Here is a 22,167-nt window from a genome sequence, read left to right as displayed (position 1 = left end):
GATTGTCCTAATATTTCTCCATCATTATACTATAAGTAGAAAGAAAATTATGAATTATTAAAACAAGGTGGAAACGCATACAAAAATAATTGGGGGAATGGATATGAGACTTCAAAACAAAGTAGCGGTCGTAACAGGTGCTGGATCTGGAATGGGAAAAGCAATTGCCCTTCTTTATGCAAAAGAAGGGGCCAGAGTGGTAGTTTCAGATATTAATGTAGAAGCAGCCAATCTGACAGTGGATCAGATTAAGACCAGTGGCGGGGAAGCGATTGCTGTCATGACGAATGTAGCCAAGGAAGAGGACATTCAAAATCTAATGGATACTGCCGTTACGGCATATGGAACATTGGATATCTTGGTGAACAATGCGGGGATTATGGATAATTTCGAACCGGCCGGTGATATACAAGATGAAATATGGGAAAGAGTTTTTGCGGTCAATACAACGGGTGTTATGCGTGCCACTCGGAAAGCTTTATCGATCTTTTTAGATAAACAGTCTGGAGTCATTATCAATATAGCATCCGCAGGAGGGCTTCAAGGGGCAAGGGCAGGGGCAACCTATACCGCTTCAAAGCACGCAGTTGTTGGGTTTACAAAGAATACAGGTTTCATGTATGCCCCGAATGGGATTCGGTGCAACGCCATTGCCCCAGGCGGGGTTGAAACCAATATCGGAGCTTCGATGACAACTATTAACCATTTTGGCATGGGCCGCATTCAGCCAGGACTCGGCTTAAATCCACGCGTGGGCAAGCCTGAAGATATTGCCAACATCGCCCTTTTTCTTGCCTCTAATGAATCCAGCTTTGTTAATGGAACCGTGATTACTGGAGATGCTGGTTGGACTGCCTATTAATCGTTAGGAAAAGCAGAATCGTAAAACAAACACGGGAGGCGGATAAATGGATTGGCAATCTGAATATGATGTAGTGGTCGTTGGTAGTGGTGCAGGCGGGTTGGTTTCAGCCATTACCGCAGCAAATCATGGTTTAAATACACTTATAATTGAAAAAGGAACCGTGTGGGGAGGGTCCTCGGCATTATCAGGCGGTGGTTTGTGGATTCCAAATAATCATGTTTCAAAAAAAGCAGGCTTGCAGGATAGCGAGGAAGAAGCGCTGACTTATATGCAGGAGGTGATTGAAGATACGGGACCAGCCTCTACGTATGAAAGAAAAGCAGCCTATGTTAAAAATGGCCATAAGATGGTCAAGTTTTTAGAAGAGCTAGGCATGAAGTGGGTAGCGGGATCCTTATATCCTGACTATTATCCCGAAAGGACCGGCGGAAAGATTGGGCGTTCGATTGAAGGGGAAATCTTCGACTCTCGGCTACTCGGCGAACTCGAGGAGACACTCCGTAAAGGAGAGATTGAGGCGCCGCTGCCTTTGTATTCAGGAAAAGTATCCTCACTACCGAAAGCCTTCACAAACCTAAAGGATTTTAGTGTGGTAATCGGCATGTTTCTTAACGGCTTCAAACATAAAATAAAAGGAGAGCGTGCGATTTCGATTGGTGCAGGATTGGTCAGCCGACTGCTTAAAATCGCCCTCGATTTAAAAGTCCCCTTATGGCTTTCGACCCCGTTAAAGGACTTAATCATCGAGGATGGCGAAATACAGGGTGTCCAGGTTGAGAAGGATGGAAGGACCTATTTGATAAAATGCAAGGCGGTTATACTGGCGGGAGGCGGGTTTGAACGAAATCCCGAGCTAAGAGAAAAGTATCATCAAATCGGTACGGATTGGACAGCTGCAAGCTCTGACAATACCGGAGATCTGCTCTTAATTGCCCAAAAGCATAACCTAGATACAGCGCTGCTTGACGATGCATGGTGGGGACCAACCGCCATCGATGCAGAAGGTCGCCGGAAGTTTCTTGTTTATGAGCGGTCGATGCCGCACTGTATGATTGTCGATCAAACGGGTGAACGATATTTCAATGAATCTCAGTCCTATACAGACGCGGGCCATGCCATCTTAGAGCGTCAACAAAAAAACGGCAGGGCGATTCCTTCCTGGCTCATCATGGAAAGTAGAAATCGCAATCGGTATTTGTTTGGTGACATGCTTCCTCGAAGGACACCGAAAGATGCCATCGAAAGCGGCTTTTTAGTGAAGGCTGATACGATTGAAGAACTAGCGGAAAAATGCGGGATCGAGTTACAGGGCTTAACGTCAACCCTAGAACGCTTTAACCGATTTGCAAAGGCAGGTATAGATGAGGATTTCGGCCGCGGTAATTCTGCCTATGATAATTATTACGGCGACCCTACCTATCAAAATCCGAATTTAGGTGAAATTGTTAAACCGCCATTTTATGCGGTGAAAATTTACCCGGGTGATTTAGGAACAAAAGGCGGGATTGTCGCAAACGAGCACGGGCAAGCATTGCGTAACGGTCTGCCCATTGAAGGCTTATATGCTACTGGCAATTGTTCCGCATCTGTCATGGGCCGTGTCTACCCAGGTCCAGGATCCACACTCGGACCTACAACCGTATTTGGCTATATTTCTGCTAATCATATTCATCAACATCTTGCGAAACCTGCGAATTCAGAGTTGCATGTCGTGTAGGTAGTCACGAGGGGATTTCGATTAGACTCTTGAAGGAAATAGTTGCTTACTAACCATATAATGGGTTCTTATTTGAGGTGTAAAACAATTGGGTGCTAAGTCGAAATGATTTTAGCATCCTTTTTTGTGGATATGAAGTTTACTTCAACAAGCTACAAAAATGGCTCAGGATGAACTGAGCCATTTTATATTTAATTGCAAAACAAAAGGGTATTCAAGTTGGCTACAATTTCGATGCATTCAAGGGTTTTTACGATACAAAACGGAACTGCTACTAATTCAGAATTTTTTTATTGAATAGTTTTCGCATCAGCAAAGGAAAAGATTTTAGTTAGAATAAAGGTTATTACAACTACTATACACATACTTATAATACTTCCTAAAAACATATCATCACTGTATTCTTCTATTTTAAATCCTAATGTTAAGGGTGCGCCATCCTCTGCACCGGTAGGCAGGAAGTACAAATAATGGTCAATCACCAAGTCCGCCACTCCAAATACCTGAAAAAATACGAAGCCAATTACTTCCGAAGATACGAAAAGTTTACCTGTATCCTTTTTGTTTTTCAGATAGATTACGGATGTCAAAGACAGGGCGCCAATGATTATAAATAACTCTCCCCACTCAACATATAGCGATTTAGTAATCGTTAACAATTATAATAGTAATCCAAGTACTAACCCCAGTACCCATCTTTTCATCCTATATCCTCCCTATGAAAAAAATGTTTATCTCTATATTACCATAAAAAATCAATGTTTCCTATATTTGGATATTATTTTAAAAGGAGTAAAAATATAGGGCTTTTATTGTAATGTTAATGCCTGTATGATAAAAATAGAAAAATGGTAATAAATGATTGCTGGCAATGACGAAAAATAATAGGGTTTGATTTTAATGAAATGTGGGAGTAGCATTGGTTAAAAAGTAATCTTACCTAATAAAAACGAGGAGCAGACAATCTAATTATGATCTCTTTTGAAGCAAATAAAAAATGGCTTGCGATTCCAGTGCAAATACGCAAAGAGCTGGAACGAAATGTTTGGTGTAGTAATTGTTGTGATGTTGTACAAATTGTAAACTTTGAAGTCAAAGAATCACCTCCCGGAATTGTCCTAGAAGGCAAATGTAAAAATTGCGGAAAAGATGTAGCTAGATTCATTGAATAAAAATGCCAAACACATTTAATCTGGCTCCATCCACTTTTGGTTGGTGCCTGTGCAATTGTTCCGGTTTATCGACAACCCCATGAAAAGATGAAATAATCCATTTTGTTCCCCCTGAATTTTTCCTTTCATTCCCCAACCAGCAATTGCACGAGATTCCCTACAATTCAGAATGCTGTCACTTTTCTGGATGTGAGAGTATGTACAGGGACGGTTCTACTGCTTCCTTAGTATTTCAAGGAAGCAGTAGAACCGTCCCCGCGCATTTTTTGAAACCTTTCTTGTATAATAGCCGTAATAAAGCTATATTCTTATGTAAGAGAAAATAAGAAGGGAGGCAAAAAGAGTGAAACGAATTCGGTTATTTTCCATTCTATCATTGTTATTGGGCTTTTCCCTTATGCTTATTCCTGTTGATAGCTCTGCGAAAGGGGAAGTTGTCTATGTTGTTCCGATTGAAGAAACAGTTGAAAAGGGCTTGTACGCCTTTTTGCAAAGAGCGGTTGAAACGGCTGAGAAGGAGAATGCAGACGCCATTATATTTGAAATTAATACTCCTGGTGGAGCTGTAGATGCCGCTGCTGGGATTGGGAAGCTGCTGACTTCCACAAAGGTCAAGACAATTGCTTTTATTAATAACCAAGCGCTCTCCGCAGGTGCATATATTTCCTTAAACATGGATGAAATCTACATGGTTAGAGGGGGCACGATGGGATCTGCTGCGATCATTGACCAGTCGGGTAATACTGCTGGAAAGAAAGCGGAATCGTATTGGTTTGCGGAAATGAAAAACGCAGCTCAGCATGCTGACCGGGATCCTATTTATGCACTTGCGATGGCAGATGAAAATGTTGATCTGCCAGAATACGGAGCAGAAAAAGGGAAATTATTAACCTTGACCTCTGAACAGGCTGTTGAGGTTCAATACGCTGAAGGAATTGTGAACAATCTTGATGAACTGTTAGCTCAACTCGGATATTCCGAAGCGGATGTACGCTCTCTTGAAGTAAGCTTTGCAGAAAAAGTAGCCCGTTTTATCACCAATCCATTTGTTTATTCGATTTTACTGACGATTGGCAGCCTTGGTCTCGTTTTGGAGTTGTACTCACCTGGTTTCGGTGTTCCTGGGTTTATGGGTTTGTCCGCATTGCTGTTGTTTTTTTACGGACATCTCGTGGCGGGGCTGGCGGGATTTGAGACCCTTATTCTATTTATTGTCGGGCTCGGTCTTATCTTATTAGAGTTTTTTATCGCTGGCGGTATCGCAGGGGCGCTCGGTTTTGTCGCCATTATTGCCAGTTTGTTCATGGCAGTTGATAATGTACTTCATATGGCCATTTCCCTGCTTGTAGCCATTGTCATTTCTATCTTAGTTTCAATTATATTAATCAAGATGTTTGGCAAAAAATTGCGCATGTTTCAAAGAATCATCTTAACTGATTCCACGAATACCGAAAGCGGTTATATCTCGAATCAAACTCGTTCAGAATTAATTGGATTGGAAGGCTATACGTTAACCGTCCTGCGGCCATCCGGCACCATAATCATTGAAGACGAACGGATCGATGCGGTAAGTGAAGGTGCATTTATTGATAAAGGTACCAAAGTAAAAGTGGTAAAGGCAGAAGGTGCACGGATTGTTGTAAGAGAAATTCCTAACTTGGAAAAGAAGGACCAATAGGAAAGACATAATACTTACTGCCGTAATCATCTAAAAAAGGGGAAACAATTTCACCAATTGTTTCCCCTTTTTTTGTTTAAAAACTATTAGTGCGAATCACCATGGGCATTGGGACCGTGGGAGGAACATGATCGGAATGCTCTTTTATGGAGAAAATTATTTAGAGGACCGATTTTAGTAGCAGCAATGGGCTTGAAATTAACACCACCATCATTTTTTCTTAACTTCACTACAATCAAAAAAAATCCGCAGCAACAAAAGTGCCAGGCACCATAAAAAAATGGATGGTGCCTGGCACTGGTTCTAATAGCTAGAATTTAAGAGTTAAACCTTTACCTTTGAGAGTCTTTCAAATCCATTCTTAACTGCTTGTATATATTCGGTTACCGCACGAACAGATACCTCGGTAGCAGGATTTAATACCTCAAACCCATGATAGGCTCCAGGGTATAAATGAAATTCGACATCAACACCAGCTTCTGCAAGTTTGGATACATAGGTTAAGGTTTCACTGCGGAATGGATCTAATTGACCGACACAGGTATATGTGTATGGTAAATTGCTAAAATTCTCTGCACGAGCTGGGGCTGCATAGGAGGGAATATCATCCGATCCATATAAAGCACCTAAATACATTCGCCAGCCAGCCTCATTTGTCTTTTGATTCCAAACAAGTCCTTCTTTAATTTCATTTGCAGAAGGAGTATTATTTCGGTCATCAATCATTGGATAAAGTGGCATCTGGAAACAGAGAGAAGGATATTGACGGTCACGTGCTAACAGTGTCACTGCGGCTGTCAGTCCTCCGCCAGCGCTAGCTCCTGCAACACCGATTCGGTTTGAATCAATGTTTAATGACTTTGCATGATCAGCAATCCATTTTAACGCCGAATAACAATCCTCAATCGGTGCAGGATAAGGATTCTCCGGAGCTAACCGGTAATCTACAGAAACAACCACACAGCGTGCTTCTTTTACGAAATTCATACAGAGCTCATCATTATCTTCTACTGAACCGAGGACATAACCTCCGCCGTGGATCCATAATAAAACAGGTAATGTTTCATTATTTAGTTTTGGCCGATAAATTCGTAATGGTAGTGGATTAGCATCAGGACCTACAATCACTTCATCTGTTAATGAAATGGATTCATCTACATTGGCAGGTTGTCTCATTTGAGCCATACCCTCTCGAATTGCTGGCAAATACTCTGGCCGTAATTCAAGGTCTTGAAACAATTCTAATGCTGGTAATAATTCTGGATTTACTCGATTTTTCATACTAACACTCCTTTTTGTAATCGTTTTCAAAAAAGTGAAGTATATTCTTAGAGGTATAATTGTGATAAAATCATCACAATTAAATTGTAAGGAGATATGGTATAATTGTCAACAGAATATTTTGAAAATTCAAAGGAGGAAGTATCATGCAGCTAATCATACAAGCAGGAGATTTAGGACCAAAGTGGTTTCATGTGGCATTAAGAACACTTGTCTTGCTTGCCTCCTCAGAAAGTGTGATAAAAAGTCATCATCTAGCTAAATTGTTAGGTGAGGATCCAACCTTTGTCCGAAAGATATTATCAAAGCTAGCAAAAGCTGACTATGTGAAATCTCATGGAGGAAGATATGGCGGTTATATGATCAATATTTCACCAGAAGACATAACTGTAAAGGATGTTTATCAAGCATTAGGTGAATCTTCAACAACTCCATTTTATACAGTACCTTCTACGGGTGTAGAATTTTTTATATCTCAAATCATCGATCAAGCAGAAAAGTGTTTTCAAGAAGAGCTGAACAATTTCTCCATACAAGATTTAGTAGATTTTAAAAATAGGAATTAAATACGAAAGAAAAAAAGTGCTAGGCACCATCCCTTTTTCAGTTTGGTGACTGGCACTTATTCTAGTGATGGGGAGAGTAAGGGCTAAATGGATTCGGTATTAGCATCTTCACTCCGTAACCTGCTAAAATGAATAGGACTCACCGTCATCCGGTACTAAAACGTTAGACGAGATTCCTTTTTCATTAATAAAACGTTTCAATTCTTCCCTTGATAACGTCCAATGATTGATCGCTTCCATATGAACAGAAATAATTTTTGCGTTAGGGGCTGCCTTATAGACTTCATAGATATCATCTTTCCCCATAACTAGAGAACCGCCTTGCAGGAATTGATTGTCTCCACCATTTACCACAATGATATCAGGTTTCTGCGTTTCAATGACTTCTTGGACAGCTTCATACCATACTGTATCTCCAGCTACATATAACGTTTTCTCATTGGTGTGCTTGAAGACCACACCACAAACTGGACCAGCCAGCTTTAAGATTTCTCCTCTTCCATGTTCGCCTTTTGTTTTCATCAAATGGATCCCTTCGAAAACGGTATCCTCTTGCAATACCTCGACATTTTGGAATCCAGCTTTTCGAATTTCTGTCGCATCTTCTTCTTTCTGAGAAAAAATCTTGATCTCTTTAGGTAATGCTTCTTTAGCAGCATCATCCCAATGATCTGAATGTAGATGAGTTACGATAACTGCATCAATATTTTGAATTATATTCTCAATCGATGTTGGTAAGCTTACTAGAGGATTTTTTTGATCTTGTCTTAATGAATTTGGGAAAGCTGGGTAAGTCCCTTTTTCTGCTAACATGGGATCGATTAAAAACTTTTTACCTGCGTATTCTACCACTAATGTTGCATTACGAATTTGTTGTATTTTCATCTATATGAACTCCTTTTATTGAATTTCCTTGGAACAATGTTTATTCTAAACTATGACCCATTCACCAATACATAGTTTAAATAAAGTGTTTTGCCCGTTTGACTTTATTAATGAAAGGAGTTAAATGAATGCTAGACAACACGGATTTTCAAATCTTAGATGAGCTATCCAAGAACAGTCGGATAACCATGAAAGAGTTAGGGGAGAAAGTCCATTTGACTGGACCAGCTGCAACGGCAAGAGTTGCCAAGTTAGAGGATAGTGGAATTATTGAGGGTTACACCATTAAAGTGAATCAAGTCAAATTGGGATATACTATACATGCTTTTATTACGATTATTACACAAAGCACGAACCATCAGCCTTATTTGATGTTCTTACAAACACAAGAGGAATATCTAATAAAGAACTATAAAATCAGTGGAGATGGTTGTTATCTTCTTGAGTGTAAATTTCCATCAAATGAACATATGAATCAATTTTTGGAAGACTTGAACGAGCATGCAAACTATAAATTATCGATTGTTATTAGCAAATAGCCATTAGTCAGAATGAGATACACTTATATCCTCCAAGCAGGTCAATTCATTTTAAATAACAAAGGAGCCTACCGTAATGTTTTGGGCTCCTTTGTTAGTTTTTCTATCACTTATAGCGGGACCAGGCTTTTAGCGAAAGCAAATAAACGTTCTGTTCTTATTGCTTCTTTGCTCTAAAATCGTTCGCTATAATTACTATTAAATTCAAATTTATTGTATAATAGTATCTAAATCATTTAGAGAATCGAAATAATCAAAGGGGTTTTAAAAACCAAAAGGTGTTGAGCAGCTGTGAGTAAAAAGGGTGTGGGGTTAGATCTAAAAACCTTGTTGTTTTTCTTTATTCCATTAGGGATATCCGCAAGTTTGGTTACGTTATCTCATATTATCATTAATAGTACGTTGGTAAGAGCGGAGAATTCGGAATTTATCATTGCTAGTTATGCGATTGCGATGAGTTTGTTTGGGATCACTGAGCGGCTTGGAGTGTTACTGCGTCAAACCTGTTCATCTTTGGTAAGAGATAAATTTTCGTTTACCTTAATGTCTAGGTTTACATATTACCTGATTGCTAGTTTGATGCTGATTGCCTTTGCAGTGGCCTATACACCAGTAGGAAATTTCATTTTTTCCACCATTTACGGTGCGGATGATCGCATGGTGGAAAATATCAAGGGCATTTACCAAGTCCTTATTTTCGTGACGATTTTCTCCGCTTTCCGCTGTTTGAACCAGGGCGTGATTATCTATAACCGGCAAACAAAGTGGTTGACCATTGGAATGGGAATCAGGCTAGCTGCAATGTATTTGTTGTCGATTTATTTTATTCAAACAGGAAATATATCCGGTAAAACAGGGGCGATCATTTTTTTAGTCGGTATGATGATTGAATCACTTATTAGTTTCATAGAAGCAAGGGTGCTAGTACGAAAAATGCCTGAAAAGCACGAGCAGCTTCAAATTAAATCAAAGCAAACGATCTTTAAATTCTACAGTCCACTTATGTTTTCTTCAGTTATTGTCGTTATGATTGGGCCAGCGATCAACGTATTTTTGGGTAAAACAGCTGATATTGAACTTGCGATCGCCAGCTACGCGATTGCTCTAAGTGTGGCACATTTATTATTAAGCTTTTTCTCGTATATCCACCAGATTGTGATTAATTTTTATGCTGATCATCAAGCTGATGTCAAAAGATTTTCTTTTCTTATTGGGCTGATCCCGTTAATCTTGGTTGGAATTTTTTCTTATACAGCGGTTGGACCCTTCTTCTTGGAGCATGTGATGGGGGTAAGCGGCAGACTTTTGGATGCTAGCTTACAAGTGTTAAAGGTTTTCATGTTAATGGCTCTTTTATTCCCGTTCATCGATTTCTTTAACGGACTGTTAATGGTCCATAAACAAACAAAAGTAACCATTCTCTCACAATCAGCCAATCTCGTCATTACAATGATTGTATTATTCGTCGGTGTAACATTTGCTGCACAGTGGAACGGAATCATCGGGGCATTAGCGCAATCCATTGGGATGTTAGCCGAGCTCATTGTTCTTACAAGTATCGTCAATGCACTAGAAAGGCGTTCAAAAAATAAAAGTACTTTGTTCCAGATGAAAGGTATGGGCAAAGAGCGATAAGGCTTGTATGTGTACTCGAATGATTGAGGTCGGCTCACTCACAATACTGAATGACGGTGTTTGAAATATATATGAGTGCGATTGCTTTTGCTAGTTTAAACGTAGCTGTACTGTCATTTAACCACAACAATCTTTATTATTTTAAAATGGCTATGAGGAATGAAATCTGGAAGTGCCAGGACAATTGTATGTTGTTCTGGCACTTTTTTTACTTAATTCCATCGGCTAGAAATTACTCAAAAGCTTCTGGGAAAGCGGATAAGATTTGCGTGAAGGAGGGATGAAGGGCTTATTAACAAAGCTTTTGCTAACTGGTAGGAGAGTAAAAGATAGGTGGTTGTTGCAAGCGACTGTTTTGCTAAAATTTTTTGAATTTTTAAAAAGTATCTTGACCATTAAAGATATATAATTTAAAATAAAAACTAACTTGAAAGGTGATTCATATTTTAAGTAATTAAAATCTAAAAAGGATGACCATTATGAATAATAATACCGGCCCTAAGACTGAAAGAGGAAAACAAACAAAAAACAAATTATTGGAGGCTGCTGAAGAGGAGTTTGGTAAATTTGGATTTTATCAAACTGGAATTGTGGAGATCACCAAAAATGCCAAGGTTTCACTAGGAACGTTTTATACTTATTTTGAATCTAAGGAAGCTATATTTGCTGAATTGGTACTTGGCATTCAACGTGAATTAAGAAAAACGATAAAAGAGAAAACTCATGGTATAACCGACCGTATAGAGTTAGAGGAAATTGGTTATAGAACTTTTTTTGAGTTTCTAAAAAAACATCGCTACATGCTGCGGCTATTTCGCCAAGCCGAATTTGTCGATGAAACCCTTCATAAACAGTATTTCGCAAATTTAACTGCAGGCTATATTGAAGGAATGGCTGATTCTGTACAAAAAGGAGAAATCCAGAACGTAGATCCTGAGTTCCTTGTATACGCTTTCATGGGAATATCAGATTATATTGGAATGAAATGGATCTTGTGGGATGGCAGAGAGGTAGATGAGTGTGTCGATGAAATGATGAAGCTAATTAAGAATGGTATAAAGATTTAGCTTTWTTTTGGCTCTTTAGTCAGAAAATTTTAAATAATAAAATACGTTAGGGGAGAATTTATTTGAGTACAATTTTATCTTTTGAGCAAGACTTATTTATGCAGAGTGTAAAAAGATTCGCTAAAGAGAAGGTGGCACCTCTTGCTGAAGAAATTGAAGAAAGCGGGCATTTCCCAGAACATCTAGTTAAAATGATGAGTGAGCTAGGAATTATCGGACTCCCTTATGAAATGGAATATGAAGGTGGGGGCGKCAGTCTACTTGCTATGAGTATGGCAATGGAAGAATTGGCAAAAGTTTGTGCTAATACAGCTATGGTCCCTACTACACAAGAGTTAGGTGCTATGCCTATTATTGTTGGTGGAAGTATCGAACAAAAGAAAAAGTATCTACCGGATATTGCAAAGGGAACAAAAAGAATTTCTTTTTGCTTAACAGAGCCAGATGCAGGATCCGATGTTTCTGCTATGACAACAAGAGCAGAATTTGATGGTGAGAACTATATCATTAATGGAGCAAAGAGATTTTCCTCTTACGCAGATGTTGCTAGTCTACTTTGTGTGTTTGCAAAAACAGACGTGACAAAAGGCCATAAAGGTATAAGTACCTTTGTAGTAGACGTCAATACGCCTGGAGTTACCATTGGTAAAAAAGAGAATAAGATGGGTTTTAAAGGATTTTCAGCTTGTGAAGTCTATTTCGATCATGTCATTGTTCCTAAGGAAAATATACTTGGTGTAGAAGGTGAAGGCTTTAAAATCGCCATGAAAACTCTTGACAAGACTAGACCACTAGTGGCTGCGATAGGTGTTGGGTTGGCGCAAGGTGCTCTTGATTATGCGATTGCATATTCAAAAGAACGAAAACAATTTGGGCAATCAATTTCAGAGTTTCAAGGGTTAAGATGGATGATGGCAGATATGAGAACTGAAATTGAAGCAGCTAGACAGCTTGTCTACAAATCAGCCACTATTATTGATAATGGTGAACCTGATGCAGCATTATATGGCGCCATGAGTAAATGTTATGCAACTGATACAGCAATGAAAGTGACCACAAATGCTCTCCAAATATTGGGTGGGGTAGGTTATATGAAAGAATATCCAACCGAGCGCTATTTTAGACAAGCAAAACTACTTCAAATTGTTGAGGGTACTAATCAAATTCAGCGAAATGTGATTTCTGGACAAATATTAAGATAGAAGTAGGAGGACTAGGAATGGTAAGTGTTATAAACCACCGAGATGACTATATTAGTCAAGGTTACTGGAGAAACGAGAATATTTACTCATATTTACAAGATGCTGTAAATTGTTTCCCTAATAAAGTGGCAATAGTTGACCCATATGACCGCTTAACCTATCAAGACTTAAATGATCAAGTCAAAAAATTAGCAGGTGGATTACTATCAATAGGTGTTAAGAAGGGTGATGTTGTATCCTTCCAAATGCCGAACTGGATTGAATGTGCTGTCATCCATCAGGCAATTTCCATGATTGGCGGAGTTAGCAATCCTATCATTCCAATATATCGGAATAAAGAAGTTAAGTATATTCTTAAACAGTCTAATACAAAAGTCCTTATTGTCCCGGCTACCTTCCGCCAGTTTAATTATTTAGAGATGGCACGATCTATTTTGTATGACGGGGAAGTAGGTACGGTTGAAAAAATACTTGTAGTAGATAAATATAGTAATCACCCAGTATTAAATCCTGAAATCGAACTTGACTTTTCCCAATTTATTAAGAACTCTTACTCAAACGATGATGTTGCTTCTATTAATGAAACAGATCCAGCATTACTCCTATACACCTCAGGAACTACTGCAAATCCTAAAGGGGTTTTACACTCCCATAATACATTACTCCACGAAAATCGAACAATAATCGAACTATACAACTTAACTGAAGAAGATACTGTTTTTATGCCCTCTCCGGTAACTCATATTACTGGCCTGCTTTATGGACTCGAGTTGTCATTTATGATTCAGGGGAAAGTAGTGTACCAGGATATATGGTCTCCGGCGGACGCAATTCAACTTATGATAAAGGAGCAATGCTCATGGACCGTTGGTGCTACTCCATTTTTAAGAGGAATTGTGGAATCGCTTACAAACGAGGATAAAAAACATTTAAAACTCAAGGCTTTTCCATGTGGAGGTGCAGATGTACCGCCTGAGCTTATTAAACAAGCATCAGATGTCCTAGGTTGCTACGTAACAAGGGTGTATGGGTCCTCTGAATACCCAACTTTGACAGCATGTAATGCTAGGGATCCATTGCATAAGGCAGCCTTTACAGATGGCAGATTAATAGAGGGATCCAAAGCAAAGGTGGTTGACGATAATGGTGAAAATTTACCATGTGGCACTGTCGGAGAACTTGCAGTAAAAGGTCCAGAGATGTTTTTGGGATATACACAAAAGGAATTTAATAATGATGCGTTTCTAACTGATGGTTATTTTTTAACTGGTGATTTGGCATGTATTGATGAAGATGGCTATATCGAAATAATAGGAAGGAAGAAAGATATTATTATTTGGAATGGAGAAAATATCAGCGTAAAAGAAGTAGAAGAATTACTTTACCAACATGAAAAAATCAAACAAGTGGCTATTGTTGCAATGCCAGATCCAAAAACTGGTGAGAAAGCATGTGTATTTGTCGTACCGAAGCCGGAAAACTCTATCACTCTAGAAGAAATATCACAGTTTTTGATTGAGAAACAAATCGCCAAACAGAAACTACCAGAACGTTTAGAAATAATTGATGAGATGCCGATGACTGCAAGTGGAAAAATCCAAAAGTTTATGTTGAAAGAAAGAATTATTAATAAATTAAAAGGAATTTGAGGGGAAATTAATGATGAAATTTGTAAAACTCGAAGTAGAAAATAATATAGGTATTGTAACCATTGACCGTCCGCCGGTTAATGCCATCGATGCACAGACTTATGATGAGGTTCAAAGAACTTTTGAATCTATTAATGATCGAGATGATATTCGTGTTGTCATTTTCAGAACAGCCGGTAAGAAGGCTTTTATTGCTGGTAACGATTTAAATGAATTTGTAACAATGACTCCTGACAATGCAGGGGAACGAATGGAAAAAGTAAGGGAAAGTTTTTGGTCGGTTTATGATTGTCGTGTTCCAGTCATTGGTGTTGTTCAAGGAGCGGCTCCAGGAACCGGTCTTGCTTATGCTGCTGTATGTGACATTTTAATCGCCTCCGAAAATGCTAAATTCAGTCTACCAGAAATAAATGTAGGGGTAATGGGCGGGGCAAGACACCTTTCACGACTCGTGCCTCAGATGGTCGTACGATATATGCATTATACAGGAAATGCAATGACTGCAAGAGAAATGCAACAATATGGTGCAATTCTAAAAGTTGTTCAACAGGAGGAACTGATGGAAACTGCTATGGAGGTAGCTGGAGAGATTGCTAGTAAGAGTCCAATTGCGATAAAAATGGCAAAGAAAAGCCTTAATACTATTGAATTTATGAATTTGAAAGAAGGATATGAATTTGAGCAGGGTCTTTCAGGTGAATTATCGGCATATGAGGATTCAAAAGAAGCAGTTAATGCATTTTTTGAAAAAAGAGAACCAGTCTTTAAAGGTAAATAATTATTAGAGGAGGATATTCATGAATAAAGCTCGTAAAGCCGTCTCACTATTGATGTTGATTGCAGTCTTACTTTTGTCTGCATGCTCAGGTTCGTCGATGTCTTCGAACAAAGAAAGCGAAAATAATTCTTCAAATTCAGGCTCAGAAGGTCAAACTGATGAAAAAATAAAGATTGGTTTAATTACAAGTTTATCTGGCTCTAATGCTAGTTCTGGTGAACCTATGAAACTGGGAGTAGAATTAGCCGTTAAACATATAAATGATGATGGTGGAATTAATGGTAAAGAAGTTGAACTCCTAGTCCGTGACGATAAGGGAAGTCCAGAGGAAGCAGTTAAGGTTGCCCGAGACTTAAATAATCAGGGAGTACATCTCTTTCTAGGGGTTATTAGTAGTAGTGTAGCACTAGCACTTTCTCCAGCAATGGAAGAAATGGATTCTATTTTAATTACTGCAGCTGCACACTCTGACCGCTTAACAGGTGCAGACTTTAATAAACATTATTTTAGGATTACCGACAATGCCCAAATGAGGAATTACGCTGGTGCGAAAATTATCGCGGAACGCTATCCAGATATTACGAAGTGGGCAACATTATCTCCAGATTATGAATACGGTCACAGTACCCACGATAATTTCTTTAAAGCATTAAAAGAATTTAACCCTAAAACTGACTTAATACACGAATCATGGCCGGCATTTGCTGCACCAGACTTTAAGAATTACATTACTGCTGTTCAAAATGCAAAACCAGAAGGTGTATTCTCATCACTTTATGCAGGGGACGCCATTGTCATGTCAAAGCAAGCCGAACCATATAAGTTTTACCAAGATTTAAAAGTATTTGTTAATCCATCTGCTGAAGAAGATATTCGTGACCAGTTAGGCGAAATTATGCATGAAGAGTGGGGTGGACTTCATTATTTAGCCTCTGCATTTGACAATCCAATCAATAACAAATTCGTAGAAGATTATAAAGCTGCAAATGGAAAAGATCCAATTGGATTCTCTGCTGAGCCGTATAATGCAGCACTCGCTTATAAAGCCGCCATCGAAAAAGTTAAATCAACGAAAACAGAAGATGTGATTTCTGGATTAGAAGGTCTTAAGTTTGATAGTTTATCAGGAGAACGGACTATTCGTGCAGAAGATCATCAGGCTATTAAAGAGATTATCTGGATTCATATTGTTCCAACAGATGCAGCTCCTGGTTGGAAAGTTGAGGAAATAGTAATTATTCCAGGGGAAGATATCGTTCTACCACCAAGTGTAAATTAATTAGAAATTAGTTGAAATACCAGGTGAGTTTCACCTGGTATTTCATGAAAAAGGAGCATATGACAATGGCAACAATACTAAGTCCATTTGTAAATGGTTTGTCACAAGCAATGTTGTTATTTTTAGTAGCTTCGGGATTAACGTTAGTTTTCGGAGTTCTACGTATTTTGAATTTTTCACACGGTGCTTTTTTCATGTTAGGAGCCTATATAGGTTTTTCTATAACAAAAGGAGCCATGATAGCTCCTTGGCTTTACTTCTTAATTGTTCTAGTTGCAGGAATCATTGTCGCAGTTTTAGCTGCTTTCATTGAATTAACCGTATTGAGGCGAATTTATAAGGTTGATGAGATTTTCTCTTTAATTGCAACATTTGCGGTTTTACTCATTCTTCAAGGGGTAGTCCATCAAATATGGGGTGCTGCCTATTTATCAGTTAATTTTCCAAAGGGTTTAGGTGGTGGAGTTGATTTTCTAGGTATGACCATACCTCTTTACTATTTAATTATCATCGGTATTGGTTTCCTGGTGGCTTTCTTGTTATGGGTCTTTATTCAAAAGACATCCGTGGGGACTCTCATTCGAGCGTCCGCAGAGGATTCTATTATGACAAATGCACTTGGGGTAAATGTTCCTATCATCTATACAAGCGTATTTGTTATTTCAGCCTTTTTAGCTGGGATTGCTGGGTTGATCAGTGCACCAAGTACGGTACTAACTCCAACACTTGCGATGACATTTATCATTCAAGCATTTGGAGTGGTTGTTGTGGGTGGATTAGGAAGTATACCAGGTGCATTCCTTGCGGCTATCATTCTTTCATTAATTGATTCTTACTTAACTGCCTTTGTACCATTACTTGCCGGTGTTTCATTTTTTATCGGTATGATTGTCATTTTGCTATGGWAACCAAAAGGATTGCTTGCACATTAAATGAAATGAAGGAGGTGAGGAAATGGTTCTAAAGAATAAAAATATGCTTATCACAATATTTATAGGGTTGGCGATTCTATTACTATATGCATTTCCTTATATGGTTAGCAGTAACATCATTTTTCGGTTATCTTCCATCCTTGTTATGGCTTTGTTTGCTACAAGCTTTAACCTTTTATTAGGATATACTGGATTAGTTTCTTTTGGCCAAGCCGCTTATTTTGCTATAGGTGGGTATAGTATAGCCCTGATCATGGATGCACACTCTTCCTTTCTATTAGGTCTACTTGGAGCTGTATTTTTCAGCGCCATATCAGCGTTGTTACTTGGTTTTGTTGCTTTTAGGGCAAAAGGGATTTACTTCGCCATCCTAACGCTTGCCTTAGGTGAATTAATCTATCAAATATTCTTTCAATCTAAGTGGTCAGGAGGTCAAAACGGTATTGCTGGGATTAAAGCACCCCCCATCAATGTCGGCTCTAATACTTTTAGTCTTAATGGAATGCCGAACTACTATTATGTTGTGTTAACCATTGTAGTTTTTTGTTTATTTTTACTATGGTTAATTGTTAAATCTAGATTAGGAAAAACACTCATTTCTATACGGGAAGATTCTACACGCGCAGCATTTCTAGGTGTTAATGTTAAGCGCTTTCAATTAATTGCTTTTGTTATCTCAGGTACCTTTACTGGAGTTGCAGGAGCATTAGCTGCCCCACTAAATAGTATTATTACAGCTGATATGGCTTCTTGGGTCCATTCTTCAACACCAATCATTATAAGTTTATTAGGAGGTTTCACCTTTTTCCTAGGACCAGTAGTAGGAGCTTTTATTTATGAAATTTTCCGTTTTGTGACTAGTTCCTTCCTAGATTCTGCTGATTTATTAATCGGTTTGCTATTACTTATAGTTATTATGGTTCTGCCAAAGGGTGTCTTAGGACTGATTGAAAAAATCACAAATCTTCGTAAAAAAAGTCAATTAAAACCAACAACTGAAAAGAAAACTACGAGCACAAAGGAGTTACGTTCATGAGCAAATGTTTAGAAGTACAACAAATTTCAAAAACTTGGCCAGAGATACGTGCTTTGACGAATGTTAACTTTTCGCTTGAAAAAAATGAAATTCACGCTATTATTGGTCCCAATGGAGCTGGAAAAAGTACATTGTTTGGTGTGATCTCAGGGGAAATTGAGCCGACAACCGGTCAGGTGCTGTTTTTTAACGAAAATGTAAATAAATTACCTGACTGGAAAAGAGTTCGTATGGGGATGGCTAGAGCATTTCAAGTGCCGAAGGTGTTCCCTAGTTTAACGATAGAGGAAAATATCTTAATATCATGCAGAATAAATGACCAGTGGAAAAATCGTACAGGATTAAGGGGATTTTTTAAGCCTTCAGCAAAGGTGAAAGAAAAGGTCCAACAAAGTCTAAATGATGTGGATCTATACAATCAAAAAGATAAACTGGTAAGCAATATTTCTCATGGCGATAAGAAACGTTTAGAAATTGCTATAGCTATAGCGCTTCAGCCCAAGTTATTGTTATTGGATGAACCTACTGCAGGTATGTCACCAGAGGATACAGCTGCAACTGTAAAATTAATTAGACAACTTCACGATTCACATGATTTAACGATTTTACTAACCGAACATGATATGGAGGTTGTTTTTACATTAGCAGATCGAATATCAGTATTAAATCGCGGCGAACTCCTCGTCACGGATTCCCCCCAAGAAATAAAAAAGAATGAATTAGTAAGAGAAGTTTATTTAGGGAAGGAGGTAATTTAGAATGCTAGAAGTCCGGGATTTAGAGTCATTTTATGGAAGTAGTTATATCATCCAAAAGTTGTCGCTCAGAGTGAAAGAAGGGCAAGGCACTGCATTACTTGGAAGAAATGGAGCAGGTAAGTCGACTACCTTAAAGAGTATCATGAATGTTCAGCCTAAGGTAAAAGGAGAAATTCTTTATAATGATAAACCCATCATTGGTGAAAAACCATATAGGTTAGCAAGAATGGGTATAGGATATGTGCCGGAGGATCGTAGAGTTTATGCCGACTTAAGTATTGAATCAAATTTAAAAATGGGTGTTTTTGGTGCAAAAAACCGAATAGCTCCATTCACAATAGAGGAAATGATGGAGCTCTTTCCTATCATCCATAATTTTAATAACCGTAAAGGTGGCCAACTAAGTGGCGGAGAACAGCAGGTCGTGACGATAGCAAGGACACTAATGGCAAAACCAAATATTATGCTACTAGACGAACCAACTGAAGGTCTTGCTCCATTAATAGTAGAATCACTCGCTGAAGTTATTCGAAAAGTGATTAAGGAATTAGGAGTGGGGGTTCTCCTTGCTGAACAAAACTTAAGTTTTAGCCGAAAATTGACCGAGTATGTTTATCTTATTGACCAAGGGCGACTTATTTTTGAAGGTACATGGGATGAATTTGACGCAAGGCCGGAGCTAAAGGAGAAATATTTAGCGGTATAGTATGAAAGAGGTAAAAACATGCAGAAACTACCTTCCTTTTTTAAGAACAGAACGATTGTAGATTATTTAAAACTTAATGCTCAAACGTTTCCAGAGAAGACTGCATTAGCTGCCTGGAGTGGAATGAGTAACAACAAAAAGTACTTAACATACTCCCAGTTAGACATCTATACTAATAAAATTGCAAATGGATATCTAAAGCTTGGTGTTAATAAAGGAGAAAGAATCGCTATTTTTATGGATAATGCCCAAGGACTTGAGTGCATTCTATCATTCTATTCTGTTCACAAGATTGGTGGAATAAATGTACCAATCAACACAAGCTACTTTGGCGAAGAATTAAAATACATTCTTTTACACTGCTCTGCTAAAGGGGTCATCATTTCCAACAATCAGATACCAGTGATATTAGAGATAATTGAATTTTGCCCTAACCTAGAATTCTTAATTGTTGTAGGAGAGATACCATCCGACTTATTTGGAAAGATCAAAATTTATGCGTATGAAGAAATACTTAATAATGGGGAAAATAGAGACCCTCTAATACAAGTCATAGAAACAGACGACGCCGATTGGCTTTATACGTCTGGAACAACCGGTAAACCCAAATGTGTAATGCATACTCATTCAAGTTCGGTTGCAACAGGCTATTCTGTTGGAGGAGCAATTGGCATTACAGAAAATGATATTTATCAAAGTGCATTTCCGTTCTTTACCAGTTCCGGGTGTCATTTTAACCCTTTAAGCACTCTAGTCTATGGTGCAACGTATATAATGGATCGCAAGTTTGATGTGGAAGAAACTTTATGTACGATTCAGGAAATGAAAACGACCATTTATGTTGGTGTTCCTGCAGTTTATTCTTTTATATTGGAATCGAATCTTCTAGGAAAATTTAATTTGTCATCATTAAGAATTTTGGATTATGGTGGAGCTCCCATGCCAAAACAGCTGATATTAAATTTATTTCATAATTTCCCCCATGTTGAGCTTAAGCAAACATATGGACTGACAGAAGCGGGACCTACGGGTACATTTTTACCTGGAGATTTCGCTCTTACTAAATTAGGATCTGTTGGTAATCAAGGAATGCCGCTTGTAGATATTAAAATTGTTAATGAGAACAATCAGGAAGTTGGGACAAATGAAATCGGTGAAATCTGTTACCGTTCCCCAGCTAATATGAAGGGTTATTACAAAAACGAGATTGCAACAAGAGATACCCTTATAGACGGCTGGCTTCATAGCGGTGATTTAGTTTATCGTGACGAGGATGGCTATATCTTTCATGTTGACCGAAGAAAGGACATCATTATCCGTGGTGGTTTTAATATTTCTAGCTTGGAAGTAGAAAATTGCTTATATACACATCCTGCGGTTCTCGAGGTAGCAGTCATTGCAAAACCACACAAACACTTAGGTGAGGATATTAAGGCCTTTGTTGTACTCCGAAAATCCATGGTCATTTCCCCTGAAGTGTTAACTGAATTTTGCAAAAGTAAAATTGCGGATTTCAAGGTTCCCAGAGATATAGAAATTATTGATGCACTTCCAAGGAACCCTATGGGGAAGGTTTTAAAAACAAAATTACGAGAATTAATCGACTAAAGGGGATGGCTTTATGCGCTTTAAGAATAAAGTTGTTCTAATTACAGGTGCTGGCAGTGGAATTGGGGCCGATATGGCTGTCAGATTTGCTAATGAAGGGGCAAAAATTATCGTAAATGATATACACAAAGAATCAGTCGAGAAAACCCTTTCCACTCTTCCGCCTTTTTTATCGTTAGGGATTACATGTGATGTAACAAATGAATCAGATGTTGACAATATGGTCTGCAAAGGGATAAAGAAGTTTGGTAAAATTGATATTCTTATCAATAATGCCGGTATTGCAGATACCATTACTCCAACCCTCGAACAAGACGTAACCCATTGGCAGCGAATTGTTGATATTCATCTTCGAGGGAATTATTTGTGTAGTAAAACAGTTGGGAGAAATATGATAGAAAATAAATATGGGAAGATTATTAATATATCATCCATTACCGGTTTGGATGGTTTCCCAAGACGTAATGCTTATGGAGCAGCTAAGGCAGGCATCATAATGTTTACTAAGAACCTGGCCTGTGAATGGGCACAATATGGGATAAATGTAAATGCCGTTGCTCCAGGTTATATCATGACTCCAATGTTAGAAGAGCTATTTACCAATGATAAAGTAAGTCATGACAAAGTACGAAGAAGAATACCTTATGGTAAATTCGGTAATACAAAGGATATCTACCATGCCGTAGCTTTCCTTGTTTCAGAAGAGGCAAAATACATTACAGGTACATGTTTGCCAGTTGATGGGGGATGGACTGCGTTTGGAGCAAGTGGAGATGCCTACGATATAAAGTAAATCTTTTAATTATAATTTTAG

General features: G+C 38.4%; 21 protein-coding genes. 18 read left to right on the top strand and 3 right to left on the bottom strand.

Features of this window, described 5'->3' with window-relative positions; all coding sequences use genetic code 11:
- Positions 1–103: 103 nt before the first annotated feature.
- Together BTR25_RS07605 and BTR25_RS07600 are read left to right on the top strand one after the other, a co-directional pair.
- On the top strand, positions 104–862 hold the full coding sequence (locus tag BTR25_RS07605) for an SDR family oxidoreductase (protein WP_075687467.1): 759 nt from the start codon (positions 104–106) through the stop codon (positions 860–862).
- Positions 863–908: 46 nt separating this feature from the next.
- Positions 909–2,582: an FAD-dependent oxidoreductase gene (locus BTR25_RS07600; RefSeq protein WP_075687466.1), complete on the top strand. Its 1,674-nt coding sequence runs from the start codon at positions 909–911 to the stop codon at positions 2,580–2,582.
- A 290-nt stretch (positions 2,583–2,872) separates the two neighbouring features.
- Here BTR25_RS07600 and BTR25_RS07595 read toward each other — a convergent pair whose 3' ends face one another.
- The gene (locus BTR25_RS07595; protein ID WP_075687465.1) at positions 2,873–3,241 is read right to left on the bottom strand and encodes a hypothetical protein; all 369 of its coding nucleotides are present in this window, start codon (positions 3,239–3,241) and stop codon (positions 2,873–2,875) included.
- A gap of 312 nt (positions 3,242–3,553) precedes the next feature.
- Here BTR25_RS07595 and BTR25_RS07590 point away from each other — a divergent pair, with 312 nt between their 5' ends.
- Positions 3,554–3,754: a hypothetical protein gene (locus BTR25_RS07590; RefSeq protein WP_075687464.1), complete on the top strand. Its 201-nt coding sequence runs from the start codon at positions 3,554–3,556 to the stop codon at positions 3,752–3,754.
- A 397-nt stretch (positions 3,755–4,151) separates the two neighbouring features.
- Positions 4,152–5,432 carry an NfeD family protein gene (locus tag BTR25_RS07585; RefSeq protein ID WP_083652291.1) on the top strand — a complete coding sequence of 427 codons (1,281 nt, stop codon included), beginning with the start codon at positions 4,152–4,154 and terminating at the stop codon, positions 5,430–5,432.
- Positions 5,433–5,756: 324 nt separating this feature from the next.
- Here the strand turns inward: BTR25_RS07585 and BTR25_RS07580 are convergent, their stop codons facing one another.
- Positions 5,757–6,713, bottom strand: coding sequence for an alpha/beta hydrolase (locus tag BTR25_RS07580; RefSeq protein WP_075687462.1), 957 nt, complete (start codon positions 6,711–6,713; stop codon positions 5,757–5,759).
- Positions 6,714–6,859: 146 nt separating this feature from the next.
- Between BTR25_RS07580 and BTR25_RS07575 the strand changes: the two genes are divergently transcribed.
- Positions 6,860–7,279, top strand: coding sequence for an Rrf2 family transcriptional regulator (locus tag BTR25_RS07575; protein ID WP_075687461.1), 420 nt, complete (start codon positions 6,860–6,862; stop codon positions 7,277–7,279).
- 123 nt (positions 7,280–7,402) lie between these two features.
- Here the strand turns inward: BTR25_RS07575 and BTR25_RS07570 are convergent, their stop codons facing one another.
- Positions 7,403–8,164 carry an MBL fold metallo-hydrolase gene (locus BTR25_RS07570; RefSeq protein ID WP_075687460.1) on the bottom strand — a complete coding sequence of 254 codons (762 nt, stop codon included), beginning with the start codon at positions 8,162–8,164 and terminating at the stop codon, positions 7,403–7,405.
- A 128-nt stretch (positions 8,165–8,292) separates the two neighbouring features.
- On the opposite strand from BTR25_RS07570, the gene BTR25_RS07565 reads away from it, so the two are divergent.
- The 13 genes from BTR25_RS07565 to BTR25_RS07500 all read left to right on the top strand — a co-directional run bounded on the left by BTR25_RS07565 (position 8,293) and on the right by BTR25_RS07500 (position 22,146).
- On the top strand, positions 8,293–8,703 hold the full coding sequence (locus tag BTR25_RS07565; protein ID WP_075687459.1) for an Lrp/AsnC family transcriptional regulator: 411 nt from the start codon (positions 8,293–8,295) through the stop codon (positions 8,701–8,703).
- Between the two features lie 291 nt (positions 8,704–8,994).
- Entirely contained in the window at positions 8,995–10,338 is a 1,344-nt protein-coding gene (locus BTR25_RS07560; protein ID WP_254842652.1) for a multi antimicrobial extrusion protein MatE, read from the top strand.
- A 479-nt stretch (positions 10,339–10,817) separates the two neighbouring features.
- A complete protein-coding gene (locus BTR25_RS07550; protein WP_075687457.1) occupies positions 10,818–11,405 on the top strand; it encodes a TetR/AcrR family transcriptional regulator in 588 nt (195 codons plus the stop codon).
- A 62-nt stretch (positions 11,406–11,467) separates the two neighbouring features.
- The gene (locus BTR25_RS07545) at positions 11,468–12,607 is read left to right on the top strand and encodes an acyl-CoA dehydrogenase family protein (RefSeq protein WP_217696960.1); all 1,140 of its coding nucleotides are present in this window, start codon (positions 11,468–11,470) and stop codon (positions 12,605–12,607) included.
- Between the two features lie 17 nt (positions 12,608–12,624).
- Positions 12,625–14,256: an AMP-binding protein gene (locus BTR25_RS07540; protein ID WP_075687456.1), complete on the top strand. Its 1,632-nt coding sequence runs from the start codon at positions 12,625–12,627 to the stop codon at positions 14,254–14,256.
- A 10-nt stretch (positions 14,257–14,266) separates the two neighbouring features.
- Positions 14,267–15,034: an enoyl-CoA hydratase-related protein gene (locus BTR25_RS07535; RefSeq protein WP_083652275.1), complete on the top strand. Its 768-nt coding sequence runs from the start codon at positions 14,267–14,269 to the stop codon at positions 15,032–15,034.
- Positions 15,035–15,053: 19 nt separating this feature from the next.
- Positions 15,054–16,313 carry an ABC transporter substrate-binding protein gene (locus BTR25_RS07530; protein WP_075687454.1) on the top strand — a complete coding sequence of 420 codons (1,260 nt, stop codon included), beginning with the start codon at positions 15,054–15,056 and terminating at the stop codon, positions 16,311–16,313.
- 65 nt (positions 16,314–16,378) lie between these two features.
- Positions 16,379–17,245, top strand: coding sequence for a branched-chain amino acid ABC transporter permease (locus BTR25_RS07525; protein WP_175596719.1), 867 nt, complete (start codon positions 16,379–16,381; stop codon positions 17,243–17,245).
- A gap of 22 nt (positions 17,246–17,267) precedes the next feature.
- Positions 17,268–18,281 (top strand): branched-chain amino acid ABC transporter permease, encoded by a 1,014-nt coding sequence (locus BTR25_RS07520; protein WP_075687453.1) that lies wholly within the window; start codon positions 17,268–17,270, stop codon positions 18,279–18,281.
- Positions 18,278–19,039, top strand: a complete 762-nt coding sequence (locus BTR25_RS07515; RefSeq protein WP_075687452.1) for an ABC transporter ATP-binding protein — start codon at positions 18,278–18,280, stop codon at positions 19,037–19,039. The genes BTR25_RS07520 and BTR25_RS07515 overlap by 4 nt, the downstream gene beginning before the upstream one ends.
- 1 nt (position 19,040) lies before the next feature.
- Entirely contained in the window at positions 19,041–19,745 is a 705-nt protein-coding gene (locus BTR25_RS07510) for an ABC transporter ATP-binding protein (protein ID WP_075687451.1), read from the top strand.
- An 18-nt stretch (positions 19,746–19,763) separates the two neighbouring features.
- Positions 19,764–21,353: a class I adenylate-forming enzyme family protein gene (locus tag BTR25_RS07505; RefSeq protein WP_075687450.1), complete on the top strand. Its 1,590-nt coding sequence runs from the start codon at positions 19,764–19,766 to the stop codon at positions 21,351–21,353.
- 13 nt (positions 21,354–21,366) lie between these two features.
- Complete coding sequence (locus BTR25_RS07500) at positions 21,367–22,146, top strand: SDR family NAD(P)-dependent oxidoreductase (protein ID WP_075687449.1); 780 nt, start codon at positions 21,367–21,369, stop codon at positions 22,144–22,146.
- Positions 22,147–22,167: the final 21 nt, after the last annotated feature.

This window comes from Bacillus sp. MRMR6 (assembly GCF_001940785.1).
Taxonomy (GTDB): Bacteria; Bacillota; Bacilli; order Bacillales; family Cytobacillaceae; genus Neobacillus.
Note: the sequence above shows the minus strand (reverse complement) of the source record. Positions and strands in the feature narration are given on the sequence as shown.

What these genes read in the sequence shown, in the direction of transcription:
- BTR25_RS07605 (WP_075687467.1), top strand. Translation starts at nt 104, where the DNA reads ATGAGACTTCAAAACAAAGTAGCGGTCGTAACAGGTGCTGGATCTGGA.
- BTR25_RS07600 (WP_075687466.1), top strand. Translation starts at nt 909, where the DNA reads ATGGATTGGCAATCTGAATATGATGTAGTGGTCGTTGGTAGTGGTGCA.
- BTR25_RS07590 (WP_075687464.1), top strand. Translation starts at nt 3,554, where the DNA reads ATGATCTCTTTTGAAGCAAATAAAAAATGGCTTGCGATTCCAGTGCAA.
- BTR25_RS07585 (WP_083652291.1), top strand. Translation starts at nt 4,152, where the DNA reads ATGCTTATTCCTGTTGATAGCTCTGCGAAAGGGGAAGTTGTCTATGTT.
- BTR25_RS07580 (WP_075687462.1), bottom strand. Translation starts at nt 6,713, where the DNA reads ATGAAAAATCGAGTAAATCCAGAATTATTACCAGCATTAGAATTGTTT.
- BTR25_RS07575 (WP_075687461.1), top strand. Translation starts at nt 6,860, where the DNA reads ATGCAGCTAATCATACAAGCAGGAGATTTAGGACCAAAGTGGTTTCAT.
- BTR25_RS07570 (WP_075687460.1), bottom strand. Translation starts at nt 8,164, where the DNA reads ATGAAAATACAACAAATTCGTAATGCAACATTAGTGGTAGAATACGCA.
- BTR25_RS07565 (WP_075687459.1), top strand. Translation starts at nt 8,293, where the DNA reads ATGCTAGACAACACGGATTTTCAAATCTTAGATGAGCTATCCAAGAAC.
- BTR25_RS07550 (WP_075687457.1), top strand. Translation starts at nt 10,818, where the DNA reads ATGAATAATAATACCGGCCCTAAGACTGAAAGAGGAAAACAAACAAAA.
- BTR25_RS07540 (WP_075687456.1), top strand. Translation starts at nt 12,625, where the DNA reads ATGGTAAGTGTTATAAACCACCGAGATGACTATATTAGTCAAGGTTAC.
- BTR25_RS07535 (WP_083652275.1), top strand. Translation starts at nt 14,267, where the DNA reads ATGATGAAATTTGTAAAACTCGAAGTAGAAAATAATATAGGTATTGTA.
- BTR25_RS07530 (WP_075687454.1), top strand. Translation starts at nt 15,054, where the DNA reads ATGAATAAAGCTCGTAAAGCCGTCTCACTATTGATGTTGATTGCAGTC.
- BTR25_RS07520 (WP_075687453.1), top strand. Translation starts at nt 17,268, where the DNA reads ATGGTTCTAAAGAATAAAAATATGCTTATCACAATATTTATAGGGTTG.
- BTR25_RS07515 (WP_075687452.1), top strand. Translation starts at nt 18,278, where the DNA reads ATGAGCAAATGTTTAGAAGTACAACAAATTTCAAAAACTTGGCCAGAG.
- BTR25_RS07510 (WP_075687451.1), top strand. Translation starts at nt 19,041, where the DNA reads ATGCTAGAAGTCCGGGATTTAGAGTCATTTTATGGAAGTAGTTATATC.
- BTR25_RS07505 (WP_075687450.1), top strand. Translation starts at nt 19,764, where the DNA reads ATGCAGAAACTACCTTCCTTTTTTAAGAACAGAACGATTGTAGATTAT.
- BTR25_RS07500 (WP_075687449.1), top strand. Translation starts at nt 21,367, where the DNA reads ATGCGCTTTAAGAATAAAGTTGTTCTAATTACAGGTGCTGGCAGTGGA.